We start from the raw sequence: 13,971 nt of genomic DNA on the forward strand, positions 1-13,971 counted from the left end.
CCGCGGTCGCCCAAAAATCAGCTGTATTTTTTGTAACGCTCAATATTCTCTTTCGAGAGAAACTCATACGCTGCATTGATTTCCTGAAATTTAGTCGTCGCTTTCGGATCGCTATTGACATCTGGATGATACTTTTTTGCCAATTTACGGTATGCCAGTTTTACTTCGTATTCGGTCGTATCTGTTGAAATGCCTAACACACTGCAACTCTTCTCATACGTGGAGCGAAACTGTTCCATAGGATTTGCGCCTGCCCATGTTTTTTGCCCCTGTCCGCCCTGCGTGCCACCATAGCCCTGACCGCCGTATTGCTGTCCGCCAAAACCGGTATAGCCACCCGTTCGTGGATCGTATTGTCCATCGGAATAATAGTAAAAGCCGCCTTGACGAAAATATTCATTAAAAATGCGATCCCACTTCTCTTTTTCGCGCTGCTGCGCCTCTTCGCGTTTTTTCACTTCTTCTTCCCACAGCTTGCGGCGATAGGCCGCGCCATAGCTCGAAAAATTACGGCTGGCGGATTTCCCTTTCCGCAAATCATCCGAAAGATCATAGAGGTATTCCGTAAGCACATATTTTCCGTATTCCAGCATAGAGACAAATCCGCGTCCTAAAAGGGGGAACACCACTAAAATGAGGAAAATCAGCCACACCCAGACAGGAAGACGCACAATAGGAATAAAAAAGAAAAAGACGGGCATGGAAAATAGCAGTGCCGCCATACAGCTCACTAAAGGCGCAAAAAAAGCGCGAATGCGTTCCACAAGATGAACCGAAAATTCCAATAAAAAAATCAATCCAGAGAATAACAGATCGATTCCCTTCCCCAAAGCATACAGGATATTGCCAAAAACGACTTTCATGTCTTTCCTCTTCTTCCCTACTACAAAAAAGCAATGGCTTTCTTTGCATTCATAGATTCGTATCGTCCATGCGATGATTTTTCCATGGTATCATACCCCTATACGAGAGAAAATAGAGGTGGAGGTAAAAATGACATCGCATACCATTTTGATTACCGGCGCATCACGAGGCATTGGTCGTGCATGTGCGCTGGCGCTTGCCCGTCCTGAAACGAGATTGGTGCTTCATTATCACACGCGCGAAATCGAAGCAAAGGAAACAGCCACCCTCTGCCAAAAATACGGTGCAAAAACGCTCGTGGTCCAAGCCGATATATCCCACTCTATCGAGGTAAACCGACTGTTTTCCCAGGCGGAAGAACACTTTTCCCCGATCGATATTCTTGTTAATAATGCCGGCATAGCCGTATACGGACAGCTACAGGACATCACCGATACCGAGTGGCAAAACGTCTTTGCCACAAACGTCAACGGTATGTTCTATTGTACCCGACGAGCGTTGCCCGCTATGATTGCTAAAAAATGGGGCCGCATCATTAACATTTCCAGCATGTGGGGGCAGGTTGGGGCTTCCTGTGAAGTACTGTATTCCGCTACCAAAGGAGCCGTAGACGCGTTCACCAAGGCATCGGCAAAAGAACTCATCTACTCCGGCATTACCGTGAATGCCGTCTCTCCCGGCGTAGTGGATACGGAGATGCTTTCTTCTCTTGGAGAAGATACTGTCCGAGAAATCATCGCCGATATTCCGCTTGCCCGTCCGCTTCACCCGAAGGAAATCGCCCTCTGGGTCTCCCATCTCGCAGCAGAAGAAGCCTGTGCCATTACCGGACAAATTTTGGGCATTAACGGCGGAATGGAAATTCACTAATCTTTTTTCCCAAACAATTTATCGACTCGTCCGAGGCGAATCCAATAAAGATATGCCCCCGCAACTGGCTTATGATAAGCAAGCTCCAAAGCCTTCGCGTATAACATAAGCTGCTCGCGATAGCGTTCAGGATGGGGATGGCGATCCGACTTGAAATCCACCAATATCAGTCGATCCTCCAAGGGAACAAAAAGGTCTATTTGCCCATCCACGGCAATTTCCCCTTCACCATACGGTATACGCATCGTAAAGCTACGCTCCCGCTCAACGACATCCCGTCTTGCAATCACTGCCTGACCGAGCGGACTATCAAAAAACTGCCGTAGCAATCCTTCCTCTAACCAAGCGCGCTCCTGTTCAGTGAACAAAGCGCGTTTTTCCATGGCATCCAGCGCTTTGCGCATAGATTCATCGGTATAGGACTGAAGGGGAAGATTCTGCAGTGCTCTGTGCAGCAACGTACCGATCGTTGCCGCATCCGCTTCCTGTTCTTCTGAAAGAAAAGCCGGTAAAGGAGGAAGTGTCTGTTCTTCCTGTTGCGCATCCGGCTTCGTGGAGGGCAGCCACGGCCAGTCCTGGAAATGACTGTCTAAAATCTGGTTTTTCTTTGCTAACTGGGAAACCGTCATTTTAAGCGGCTGCGGTGCGTCATTCGTCTTCTTGGCAAGATCCTCTACTATTGCCAATGCTTCGGGGACGGAAATGGTTTCCCTTCGTTTGCTCGCTGCCGGTAATATAAGCGGTTTGCGATACATCTTGCCGGACGTGTGTATAAAATACAGTTTCTGACGTGCCGGATCTGTCGGGTCGCTTGCAGAAAGCACATGTAGAATCCAAGATAATGGACTTTTTCCCCTGTCGAGAGCGTCCTCCAAAGCAAAAGTACTCGTATTCGGCAAGGGTTCCTTTTCTTTTAGCCCGCCTACAATAATCAATTCCTCAATCGCGCGTGTCATCGCAACATAGAGAATGCGCACTTCTTCCGCCCGTTCCCGTTGACGAATGGCTTCCACAATGAGGCGCTGCAGAATCGTCTTTCGCTGCTTTCCCTCTCCCGTGTCTTGGTCGATTTCTCGAAGGCATAGCGCTGTTCCTACAGTGCTATCTTGCACCAGCCAATCCTTTTCTGCCGGTGTCGTAAATTCTCTCTCCATGTTTACCAAAAAAACGACCGGAAATTGCAGACCTTTGGCTTTATGGATGCTCATTAGGCGCACAACATCATCCTCTTCCGATAATGCCTCCGCCGGTTTTGTGTCTTCCCCATTTTCCGCCTTTTGGTCGATATAGGCGAGAAAGCTCGTCAAGTCACCGCTTTCTTTACGCTCCCATTCCTCCGCCATACGCACCAACGTCATCAGATTTTGCTGTCGCCGCTCGCCGTCAGGAAGAGCACTGCAATATGCCAAAAGACCACTCTCGGTAAACACTCTTGTCACCCATTCCGCTAATGGCATCTCCGTATACCATTGCCGCCATATCCGTCGTTTGGCGAAAAAATGCTCCTGCTTTTCCGCAAGCGCCAAATCCTCCTTTGTATTCGACGACAATAGTGCCTCATAAAAGGGACCTTCCGGATGAGCAATGCGAATACGTGCCATCTCCTCTTCGGTAAATCCCCCGATGCAGGAAAGAAGCGTGGAAAGGAGAGCTATATCGTGTGCGCGATTATCAAGAAAACGCAGCAAATTTTTCGCCAATAGAAGCGAAAGTTCCTCGTCTTCCTGCGTCTGCGTTTCCATATAGAAAGGAATGCCATAATGGTGCAACACCATATGATAATCATAAAGCCGTGCATTCGTACGCGATAGAATTGCGCAATCGCGATACTGTCCTCCGTTTTTTATGTGTTCGGCAATGGCATGGGCAACATAGAATGCTTCCGATGAAATGTCGTCTAAATAGCTATGTGTTTTTTCTTCTGGTTTGTCCTCTTCTTCCGCATCCTGAAGAACACAAAGCGTCACTTTACCTTTACCGGAGTATGGACGATTCGTCCGTGCCAAATGCCCCGCTGTCGCATAATCTACACCACCTCGCTCTCTGGTCATCAGCGGCGAAAAGAGAAGATTAAGAAAATCCAAAATCTCCGGTTCACTGCGAAAGTTGAGCGTTAGATCAATGGCTTCATCTTGCTCCGAAGCACGATAGGTTTCATAGCGGCGTACAAAATTTTCCGGCAACGCCTGCCGAAAACCGTAGATGGATTGTTTGGTATCGCCGACAAAAAACAGATTATCGCCGGTAGACAACGCGGAAATAATCGCTTCCTGAATGGCGTTGGCATCTTGGTACTCATCAAAGAAAATCAGACGATACTGCGCTTTGAGTTCCTTTACCACATCCGGCAATGCAAGAAGGGAAAGCAGTTGGTGCTCTACATCCGAAAAATCCACGCCGTTTTGTTCTTCTTTTGCTTCACGAAAATGCTTGGAAAAGCTCCACGCCAGCGCAACAAGCGGACGCAGGGCATGAAAAAGATCCTCTTGTTCCTCCGCAATGCGCTTTGGATCATACAAAGCAAATGCCCCAAGCAATTTTTCCCATTCCTTTTTTACTTGATTTCGTAGATTTTTCAGTATTTCTTTGCACGCCACTGCTTCCGCACCATGCGCCTTCTCGGTTACGGAAGGAAGACGAGCAAAAGAAAAGGACAGGGATTTGCCCCAAGACGCAGCAAGCTGTTCCTCTTCCAAAACAGAAAGATGCAATGGACCTCTCTCTCCCTCTGCCGTCCGAAAAAGCATCTGGCGAAGCGCTGCCCTTTCACCGGCGAAAAAAACAGAGGCTTCTTCGGGAAGCGCCGTCCATGGTTCTTCTTCCATTTGACGAAGCAGCCGTTCGATAGCAAAAACACGCGGAAAGACTAACGACTGGAGCACGCCATGACAGATGCTTTGCTTAGTTTCTTCTGTCGTTAACTTGGTAAGTGTCTCTCTTATCCATTTTTTCGGATCCGGTTGACTGAGCGACAGGGCATCCCATTGCAGGATAAGATTACGGATTTCCCTGTCGCCTAAGCGATTGCTGTCGGCATAGTTTTCCAAAAAAGCGGTCACTTCTTGCGGAGTAACCGCAAATCCCAAAACAGAGGTGTCCTGTGGTTGTTGTTGATAAGCGGCAAGAAGGGTTGCGTCCAGTTCTTCTTCGCGCAGGGCGGCGAGTCTTCGTCCGGAAAGAATATGAAGATTCGGATCGCGATCTAAACGGTCAAAATTGCGCTGTAAAACTTCCAGACAAAAAGCATGAAGCGTTTGAATATTCGCGGAGGAAAGCTGATTGATCTGCATAAAAAGCCAGGCGCGATCGCCATCGGCTTTCTGGACTTCTTCCTGCAATGCTTGACGAATACGCGCCCGCATTTCTCCTGCCGCTTTTTTGGTAAAGGTGACAATGAGCATTTCGTTTATCCCGATATGCTCTTCTACAATTTGGCGACGGATACGTTCGACAAGAACGCCTGTTTTTCCTGCCCCCGCCTGAGCCGAAACGATGCGATTTTTACGTCCGGAGAGAAGGGCTTTCTCTTGTTCCTCTGTAAACTTCATTATTCCCCTCCCTTCTGCTCTGTGTCATTTCTATCCATCTCGTCCTGTTTCTCTCGTCGAACCTGTTCTTTCCAGGTGGTCCAGCTCGTTTCTTCCATAAATCGCTGCTTATTGTAGTGGCGTCGCTTCTCAAATCGACAGATCGCCTGGAACGGACAATACGCACAGCCGGAGAAACAAACTTTTTTTGCCCCCCGAATAAACAATGGGCGTGCAGCAATCGCACCTTGTTCACGGGAATCGGTAAGCGAACGGGCAAGCGTCAACGCCGTATCCAATAAATGATCTACTTCGTTTGGCTGTAATACGTTATCCCGTGCTGTCCACTCCTTTATTTTACGTCCGTACAGGGCATACGCCGATTCCTTACCGTTGTCTTCTAAGCGCGTATCAAAACGGGTAGCGACGGAATCACTGCGCAAAAAGCCATCCAGCTGAAGATCTTTATCCCATCCTGAACGTTCCGTCTCCTTCTCATCGGCATCCTTTGCCTTCGGCGCACGCAAAGGGAAATAAAACGCACCAAAAGGCTTGCCGATTTCCTCCGCAATGCGCAAATAAAGAGGAAGCTGTAAATGAACACCTCCCAGTATTTCGGATAACGAAAACGACGTAGAGCCGGTCTTATAGTCCAGTACTTCCACATACGTTTCTTGCGAATCCTTTAGGACATCCAAACGATCTATGCGCCCACGAAGAACAACCTTTCGCGGAAATTGCGTCAAAAGCAGTCCGGGAAGCACTTGGTTTGGACCGAACGGATACTCATGAAAAATGGACTTTATAGCACTGTTCTCCACATGGTCAAAAATACGGGCATGACTTTCCATCAGCGTCTTTTCTGCCATACGAAGGAAAAACGCATTTCTGGGATCCCGGCGTTTTATCGAATCCATGGTCTCTACTAAAACATTCGCACCTTCTTTTCGTATCGCCTCTTCCGATGCCGAAAATGATGGTAATGTGTTCTTCGCAAGAAACGGGGTAATGTACGTCGTCCACCGATCTACCGCAGCATGAAGAAGATTGCCCATGTCCGGCGCATTCACACGAAACGGGCGTTCTTCTTCCACGCGCAGACCATAGCGCAAAAAATAATGATACGGACAGCGCGCAAAATCCTCCAGTTGCGAAGCGCTGAGTGTATTTGCCGGATAGAGTTGCTGTACGAGAGAGACCGCTAAAGGCTTTCGCTCTTCCTCCATTCCGCTTTCTATAATCGCCTCCGCCATTTCCCGATATGCCGGCAATACGCGCATTCTTTCCAAAAGCGCATGTACATTTTCTTTCTTTGATGCCGGAACATCCGCATCCTGTAAAATCGCCGGTAATCCCATCAACAAAAGCCCTTTCGAATAAAGCATTTCCGAAAAGGAAAAAGCATCCACGATCTTCATGGGCTGGTGCAGCGCCTTCTTCATACGCAACATCCACGGACTGGGATTCATGGATTCATTCGCCTGATTCTGCATAGCAGAGGATAAGGTTAAATGCACGCTTGCCTGGTGAAGAACCGAATAGAAATTCAATCTTTCCTCTTCCAGCGCAAAACGGTTCGTAGAAGGCAACAGCGCATTATTCTCTGAAAGCAATGCTTTTTCCTCTTCGCTAAGAAGCGCATCTTCCTTTCGCACCCCCGGCAAATAGGCATCGCTCACGCCTACGATAAAGACGTATGGACGAGGGCGAAGACGAGAACGCAAAAGATCGCCCACAAAAATTTGATCGGCAAACGGAGGAATTACTCCTAAAGAAATGCCGGAAAGTCCTTCTTCACAGAGCGCGGCAAAGTCGTGGCAATCCATTTCACGCTCTGCAAACAGATTCACCATTTCCTCAAGACGCGTCATAATGGCATCCCAAATCTGGCGATGCAGAGCGAGCCGCTCTTCCTCCCCTTCTTTACGAAGTTTTTCCTCATAGTGAAACAAGGCTTCCGCTGTTTCCGGCGTGCGCAAAGCATACACTAACGCCTTAGCAAAATCGCGGACAGTTTTCCCGTTCTGCATACGTTTGTTAAACGAATAAAAATAATCGAGAATCTTTCGATTCACCCGTCTTGCCGTATCCGCTTCTTGCGTTCTTCGTTCGCGTTCCTTTTCCTCCAGACGAAGGTCTTTGTCGATAAAAAGAAAATAACGTTCATCTTCCACCATCCGATAGCGAATATTCCGTTGTTCCAAATAGCGTTGATAACTCTCGATATCCTCTTCTTCTATGCCCAGCAGACCCGCTTTTACGAGAGATAGCATAGTCTCCGGTCTTGGTCCCTTCTCACTTAAGAGAAGCAACGCACGAATGGTGCGCAGCAGCGGATGATAGTTCACTTCTTTGATTTCATCGTAAAAAAAGCGCAGACCTTCCCGTTGAAGGGCACGCTTAAGTAAAGGAGCATATTCTTCCGAATCGGTCAGGAAAAGCGCAAAGTCATTCTCCTTCGCTCCTTCCTGCTGCATACGCTTTTTGATTTCTACGATTACGCCTTCTACTTCCTGTACACTATTGCGATACCGGACGAAAGTGATGGGCGCAGACACCGTGGTCTTTTCCGACCGTTCCTTCGGTGGATGAAGGCTGAACACCGACCGCGCACCAATATCCACCGCGCTACGCAGAGAAAGCGTCCCGCCGTTTTCCCTATCCTGCTCTTCGTGTGCTCTGCCGTCCAGCCTTCTCTGTAGGCGATTAGCTGTAGAAGCATCTGTTTGGAAAAATACCTCTGTTGAAGGAACACTCGTTTTTGAAATAGCATGAAGGCGAAGAGACGAAAGGGCGGAAAGCTGTCTAACAAAGCGAGCGCTCAGGGAAAACGCCGCCGCATCCTCGACAGAGTCAGAAAGGAGCGTATCCTGTACGGTATAGGGCATCATTTCCGGCGCAGAAACAATCATTTTCGCCATTTGCGGATCTAAGGTCATGGTGAAATGTACCGCATGACCACAGTCCACTAAAGCGCGCACAGCATCGGCTTCCCGTTTGGAAAGCGAGTGAAAGCGATCAAAGAAAAAATCCACCCCATCAAAAACAGAAAGCGAGGAAAGCTGTTGAAACGCCCAAGTCAATTCATCATCGCTATCGAAACGGATGGTGCCCAGCGTCTCCTCGTAAGCGCGGTAAATCTGCGCCATTTCCAACAATTTCTGACGTGTTCGGTCTCCTTCCGGAAGAGTATTTGCTTTTTCTTCCACCGTATCGGGAGAAACGCCGTACTCTTTCCATTCACGCAATTGACGAACAAATGCCTGACAAAGGTCAGTTCCCATTGTTCCGGGTGTGAAAACACGTCGCTTATCTTTGTTCTCCTCAAGAAGAAGACGAACCAGCATACGTCGTCCTTCTTCTGTGACAAGCGGAGTACGTAAACCGCTTCCTTCCTGTAAAATATCGCGAACTAACGAATGAAAGCTCTTGACCTGTGCCTGCATGAGCACCTTTGTGTCAAGCGCTTCAAAAAGCGCCTGCTCGGCTTCAACCGTAAATTGAGAAGGTACCACCAGATAGGCACGATGTCCGTGCGAGAGACTGTCTTGGAGGGCATCAACCAGTCCTCTCCAGGCATCTTCCGGAAAACGCGACGCATAGAGGTCGATCACGCCTCCACCTCCAATGGAAACACCAAACGTGCCGCGCCGATCATTCCGGCTTTATTGCCAAGCGTTGCCCGTACAATGGGCGTTTCGCGCGTGGCAAAAAATGCATAACGGCGATACGCCTCCCGAAGAGGATTCATCAATACGTCACCGGCATTGCTGACACCTCCACCAATGACAAAGCATTCGGGGTCAATAGACGATCCGAGAATGGCGAGTCCTCTGCCCAAGACATCTGTAACACGGTTGACGACTTGCTGGCAAATCGCATCGCCGTTTGCTGCTCCACGGAAAATTGCGCGCGTATCATATCCGCCGTTATAGGGGCGAAGAGAAGAAGGGGTGTCAGATTGCGCGAGCAATTCTCCGGCATAACGTAAAATATTCGGTGCCGAACATACCTGCTCTAAACAATAATGTCCGCCACATCCGCAGGAAAAGCCGAGGGGTTCAGTAAGTACCGGCATATGACCGATTTCTCCGCCTGCACCATGTGTACCGGACAGAATCTGATTGTTCAAAACGATGCCACCGCCAATGCCTGTTCCAATGATGACAAAGACAATCGAGCTTTTATCGGATGCCGCACCTTGCCAAACCTCGCCCAACGCCGCGACATCTGCGTCATTTTCCACAATAATGGGGCAGGTAAACCCTTCCTGTTCACGAAAAACTTCTACGAGGGGAACAACGCCCCAACGGAGATTAACGCAACCGTTCACAATGGTATGACCGACCACCGGTCCGGGCACGCCGATCCCGATTCCACCTAATTCCGATTCTGCAAGATTTTCTTCCGCAAGCAGCGTCCGTAAACGCACCGCCATTTCATGAATGAGAACATTCTGTTCTTTTTCCTTTCCGGTGGGAATGGAAACCGATGTACACAAGTGGCCTTTCGCATCAAAAAGCCCAAATTTGGCAGTTGTTCCGCCAAGATCAATCCCGATATATACCGTCATGCCCCCTCCTTTTTACCAGTCCCTGATGTCTATTATTTTAGCATGACCAACCATTCCCTGCACTGAAGGAAAGTGCGCTTCGGCTAACGTTTTCTAAGTATTCTTCCGAAAAAAGCCCCATCCTATTCGATTTACCAACGCATACGATGCAGCACTTTCGTTACCTTTCTTCTTTTTCGGGTAAAAAAAGTATATCGAATTTCTCACGCGTTTCCTTACGCAACACCAAAAATAGGAGGAAAATATGCCAACGTATGAACTGTACAAAAAGAACGCCTGCCCCTTTTGCCAAAAAGTGATGACGTTCATGAAGAAGAATGCTATCCAAGGAATCGAAATGAAGGATATCGTAGAAGATCCCAAAAATAAGGAAGACCTGATTACACGCGGCGGAAAAAATCAGGTTCCTTGCCTTTTCATTGATGGCAAAGCCCTCTATGAGTCGGAGGATATTATCCAGTATATGAGGGAACATCTGATAGCGGACGCTTCTAACGACGATGGAAACGATGCCGCTCCCGGTGTTTGCAACGTACTATAATAGGAAAAACGCAGGGCACGAAAACGTCTGATCTGTTTTCGTGCCCTGCGCTTTTTTTTTGAGAAGCAAACGTAAACACTCTACCCGACTCCCCCTCTTTATTGTGCAGGGGTGATATATACCGTCGCTTTGTTGCGAATACGTCCGAACTGGTCATGAAGGGATAGGAACAGCGGAAACCCCAATCTATCCGGATGGGCTAAGAAACCTTCCAAACGCGAGCGCTGTTCTTCGGTCAACACTTTATCCAACGGAAAAGAATAATGCTTTTCTTTATCTGTTTGTAAACTTCCCGTTCCCGTATTTGCTTCTATCAACGGTACCTTTTGCACCTGTTCCCCACTCGTTGCACAGTAAGGAAATCGTCCGGAAGCGTTCATTTGAAGATAGTAATCCCCTTGAACGTCCGACGCAATCTCATCTCCATAATCGAATTGGACATCAAAGAATCTCTCTCCGTTTTCCTCGAGGAGACAAACATGAATAGGCGCATCGCCACCCGGAACCGCATTTGCTATGGTCTTCGCGTGTACGGTATTCGTCCCCGTCAAAATATTCTCAGGAAGAAGAATGCCGGCTATAACCTGAATGCCATAACCATCCGGCGCAAACAAATACACACTTGCATTCAGGCGATCCCGTTTGCCATGAATAAACTCCTGGAGTATCGCTTCATTGTCTTCGTCAAATGCCTTCCTATCCGAAGACACAGAGAAGGAAATCGTCCTCGGCATAGATCCGTTATCCGCCGATATGGGAAAAACCGTGTTTTTTGTTTCTTGCATCCTAAAAGGAATGATGCCGTCGAAAGAGACCATAGCATAGATCTGTTGGGATTTGAACATTGACAAATCCACGGGATAAACTGTATCTTCCCAGTCCAGTCTTATATCAAGACGATACTGCTCTCCGACAACGTATAGGGGAAATGCCTCCTGACTGCGATAGAAAGTCATATCTTCCAGCCATCCGTCGCCACGTCCAAGAATGCGGCTTTCCTCTGATGAATCGGGCACCGTCTCCGACTTTGTAGCGTTCATCGATTCCTTTTCTTTTGGCGAATTCTGTGCGGTACAAGCCGTTAACAGCAGTAGGAAAAAGAGGAACGTCCAATAACGCAAAGTGTTGACAAGCTCGTCCTTCATAATGATACCTCAATCACTTTCTAAATCGAATCATGCCACGTCGCTGTAGTTCCCCTAAGTGTCGTAGACTCCGACGTGTGATGGCAATCCTCAAATGTTGTTTCTTTCGTGCCCTTCACGGTAATCATTACTTTTCCTGCTCTAAGTGTACATTTCTGTCCAGGCGGAATCGGACCCCAAATTATTGTTTCTTCATAAGAAGTAGACTTTATACTACTTAACTCAAAATCCACATTACTTCTTGCTAACATAAAATCGACACCAACACTACCTCCTGAAGTTAAGGATAACGAAGAGGTAAGTGTCACCTCCTCCTTAACTGTTGAGGGAACCGTGCCTGGATAGACCATATGCGTATACTGAATTTCCTGGTTTCTAGATAGTATTGATTCATGATACGTTTGGACATACTCACACTTGACTCCTCTGGTTGCATTCGTACTACATCCACTTGCGTTAGCAAATTTCGGGAACAACAACATGACAACGGCTAAAAATACGGTCACTATTCTTTTCATAATTTCCTCCTCTCAACAGTAGTGGTAGATCAACGCTTAAAGGGATGAAAAGGATTTCCCCTTTCGATTTTAAATTACCCCTTGACTACTTATTTCAAACACGAAATGTTAAATAAAAGTTGAATTGATGGCAATAGTGAAGAAGACTGATAAAAGTAGATAACGAAAAAAATGCCCGTTTCCTTGAAAAACCAAGGGCGGGCATTTCACTACTATGGAGATGGAGGGAATCGAACCCTCGTCCAAGAGAACATCCGAACGAGTTTCTCCGAGCGCAGTTTATTTCGGTTGTTTCCCGAATGACCGGTGAAATAAACAAACGATAGCATTCGGTAGCTTCATGAATCCAACCTGCGGGCAAAGCTTAGCGCAGGAAGTTTCCCGAAATGATTGAGGTCAGTCCGTCTGTTACGGGTCCAGCCGGAGGACCGGCAGCCATGGTTAGGCTGCGTAAGCTAATTCGTTGTCGTTAGCAGTTATTGGTTTCGCCTGATTAACGTCATCTGCCTGACGGCTCGCTTCTCCTTTTTCCATTCCCCTGTCGAAACCGGGCATCCCCGTGTTTTCCAGTATACCATAAAATAGAGGCTATCTGCGATAAAACGCAAAGAGAGCAACTGCGTTTCATATCGCAACCACTGCGTTTACTCCGTCCTCTCAGTCGATTCTTCCGTATCCACTGGAGAGGAACCCTCTGCAGAGTTGTCATCCGTTCCGGACGATTCACTTTCTACCGAAGGTGAGCCATTTTCTATTTCCGTGTTCTCCCTCGCGGAGGACGGAGAATCATTGGGCTCTTCGGTTACATCATAATCGTTATCGGGCGTAGAAGCGCGACCGTTCATGTAATCAGAGATATTGTATACCGGAAGGTCGGCATAATCCTCCTCCTGCAGCGAATAGGTTTTAGGTGATGCCGTCGGAACAGCCTTCCCGTCAATAACGTATTGCATTGTCTTGAGAATATCGCGTTTGCTTTCCTGACTGGGCAAGAACATAAACAGCGATGAATCCGGCATCTGATACGAGGGTAATCCCATCATTCCAAAACCCTGAAGCTGTGACGAAGTAACCATCCATTTCCGATTGTTCTCCACCTGGTAATTGATGTAATCGACCATGGTCTGACGAGGCATGTTGGTCGAAACCTCTTTTGCAATAACCTGCAGGAGCGACGGGTAATTCATTAATATGGACGGAGAGGACACACGTTCAATCAGTGCTTTCATGATGCGCACATGGTTTCTGCCACGCGCCAACTCCCCATCTCCTAAACCATATCGCTCTCTCGCAAAGGCTAAGGTCTGTTTGCCATCCAAATGGATTCTTCCCCTGTTAAATTGGTATCCTTGCGCTTCAAAGGCCTCCGAATTATCCACATCTACTCCATCGAGCACATCAACGATATCCACAATCGAGTCAAAATTTACCACGACGTGATATTTGATTTTAATACCGAAAAAGTTTTCGAGGGTTTCTTCCGAAGTCTGCACACCGAAGTTGCCCGAATGCGTCAGCTTATCGTACTGATTCTCTCCTTTTCCAGCAATACGCATGTACGCATCACGCGGAATCGTTGTAATGTGTACAGAATGGGTTGCCGGATTGACCGTTAAAATCATATTGACATCGCTTCGCGAAGTCGTATCGATCGAACCGTTGGTATCTTTTCCACTGAGAAAGACATGGAAGGGTTTGACGAGTTCTGCCTGCGTTAACGGAACATCCGGCGTTTCCGCACTTTCTTCACCGGGATTGTTCGGCTTCTGCGATACATAATCGAGGGTACGAATGGAGGACCAAACATAATACCCGCCCACCGCTTCGGCAGACATAATAAGAAAGAGCAAAATACCGGCGGCCACAGCCGATCCGCGTTTCGCATACAGAAAGCCGATCATCAACAAGAGATTGAGCACGAAAAAAATGCTCA

General features: G+C 47.8%; 9 protein-coding genes and 1 other RNA gene. 2 read left to right on the top strand and 8 right to left on the bottom strand.

Going from position 1 to position 13,971, the window contains the following annotated elements; genetic code table 11:
• Positions 1-17: 17 nt before the first annotated feature.
• A complete protein-coding gene (locus tag RDL68_RS04530) occupies positions 18-863 on the bottom strand; it encodes a DnaJ domain-containing protein (protein WP_308540492.1) in 846 nt (281 codons plus the stop codon).
• A 130-nt stretch (positions 864-993) separates the two neighbouring features.
• Between RDL68_RS04530 and ymfI the strand changes: the two genes are divergently transcribed.
• Positions 994-1,734 carry an elongation factor P 5-aminopentanone reductase gene (gene ymfI / locus RDL68_RS04535; protein WP_308540493.1) on the top strand — a complete coding sequence of 247 codons (741 nt, stop codon included), beginning with the start codon at positions 994-996 and terminating at the stop codon, positions 1,732-1,734.
• Here ymfI and RDL68_RS04540 read toward each other — a convergent pair.
• Genes RDL68_RS04540 through RDL68_RS04550 form a run of 3 tightly spaced genes read right to left on the bottom strand, consistent with a single transcriptional unit; the run spans position 1,731 to position 9,834 of the window.
• Positions 1,731-5,282 (bottom strand): UvrD-helicase domain-containing protein, encoded by a 3,552-nt coding sequence (locus RDL68_RS04540; protein WP_308540494.1) that lies wholly within the window; start codon positions 5,280-5,282, stop codon positions 1,731-1,733. The two genes, ymfI and RDL68_RS04540, sit on opposite strands and share 4 nt — an antisense overlap.
• Entirely contained in the window at positions 5,282-8,875 is a 3,594-nt protein-coding gene (locus RDL68_RS04545) for a PD-(D/E)XK nuclease family protein (protein ID WP_308540495.1), read from the bottom strand. Before RDL68_RS04545 ends, RDL68_RS04540 begins: the two co-directional genes overlap by 1 nt.
• On the bottom strand, positions 8,872-9,834 hold the full coding sequence (locus tag RDL68_RS04550; RefSeq protein WP_308540496.1) for an ROK family protein: 963 nt from the start codon (positions 9,832-9,834) through the stop codon (positions 8,872-8,874). Before RDL68_RS04550 ends, RDL68_RS04545 begins: the two co-directional genes overlap by 4 nt.
• A 244-nt stretch (positions 9,835-10,078) precedes the next feature.
• Here RDL68_RS04550 and RDL68_RS04555 point away from each other — a divergent pair, with 244 nt between their 5' ends.
• Positions 10,079-10,375 carry a glutathione S-transferase N-terminal domain-containing protein gene (locus RDL68_RS04555; RefSeq protein WP_308540497.1) on the top strand — a complete coding sequence of 99 codons (297 nt, stop codon included), beginning with the start codon at positions 10,079-10,081 and terminating at the stop codon, positions 10,373-10,375.
• Positions 10,376-10,473: 98 nt separating this feature from the next.
• Here the strand turns inward: RDL68_RS04555 and RDL68_RS04560 are convergent, their stop codons facing one another.
• The 4 genes from RDL68_RS04560 to RDL68_RS04575 form a co-directional block, all read right to left on the bottom strand.
• Positions 10,474-11,520 carry a hypothetical protein gene (locus RDL68_RS04560; protein WP_308540498.1) on the bottom strand — a complete coding sequence of 349 codons (1,047 nt, stop codon included), beginning with the start codon at positions 11,518-11,520 and terminating at the stop codon, positions 10,474-10,476.
• A 20-nt stretch (positions 11,521-11,540) separates the two neighbouring features.
• Positions 11,541-12,038 carry a hypothetical protein gene (locus RDL68_RS04565; RefSeq protein ID WP_308540499.1) on the bottom strand — a complete coding sequence of 166 codons (498 nt, stop codon included), beginning with the start codon at positions 12,036-12,038 and terminating at the stop codon, positions 11,541-11,543.
• A 212-nt stretch (positions 12,039-12,250) separates the two neighbouring features.
• Positions 12,251-12,597: a transfer-messenger RNA gene (ssrA, locus tag RDL68_RS04570) on the bottom strand.
• Positions 12,598-12,682: 85 nt separating this feature from the next.
• A partial coding sequence (locus RDL68_RS04575; RefSeq protein ID WP_308540500.1) for an LCP family protein occupies positions 12,683-13,971 on the bottom strand: 1,289 nt, incomplete at its 5' end.

This window comes from uncultured Murdochiella sp., assembly GCF_902488755.1.
Classification (GTDB): domain Bacteria; phylum Bacillota; class Clostridia; order Tissierellales; family Peptoniphilaceae; genus Murdochiella.

What these genes read in the sequence shown, in the direction of transcription:
- RDL68_RS04550 (WP_308540496.1), bottom strand. Translation starts at nt 9,834, where the DNA reads ATGACGGTATATATCGGGATTGATCTTGGCGGAACAACTGCCAAATTT.
- RDL68_RS04540 (WP_308540494.1), bottom strand. Translation starts at nt 5,282, where the DNA reads ATGAAGTTTACAGAGGAACAAGAGAAAGCCCTTCTCTCCGGACGTAAA.
- ymfI (WP_308540493.1), top strand. Translation starts at nt 994, where the DNA reads ATGACATCGCATACCATTTTGATTACCGGCGCATCACGAGGCATTGGT.
- RDL68_RS04530 (WP_308540492.1), bottom strand. Translation starts at nt 863, where the DNA reads ATGAAAGTCGTTTTTGGCAATATCCTGTATGCTTTGGGGAAGGGAATC.
- RDL68_RS04565 (WP_308540499.1), bottom strand. Translation starts at nt 12,038, where the DNA reads ATGAAAAGAATAGTGACCGTATTTTTAGCCGTTGTCATGTTGTTGTTC.
- RDL68_RS04560 (WP_308540498.1), bottom strand. Translation starts at nt 11,520, where the DNA reads ATGAAGGACGAGCTTGTCAACACTTTGCGTTATTGGACGTTCCTCTTT.
- RDL68_RS04555 (WP_308540497.1), top strand. Translation starts at nt 10,079, where the DNA reads ATGCCAACGTATGAACTGTACAAAAAGAACGCCTGCCCCTTTTGCCAA.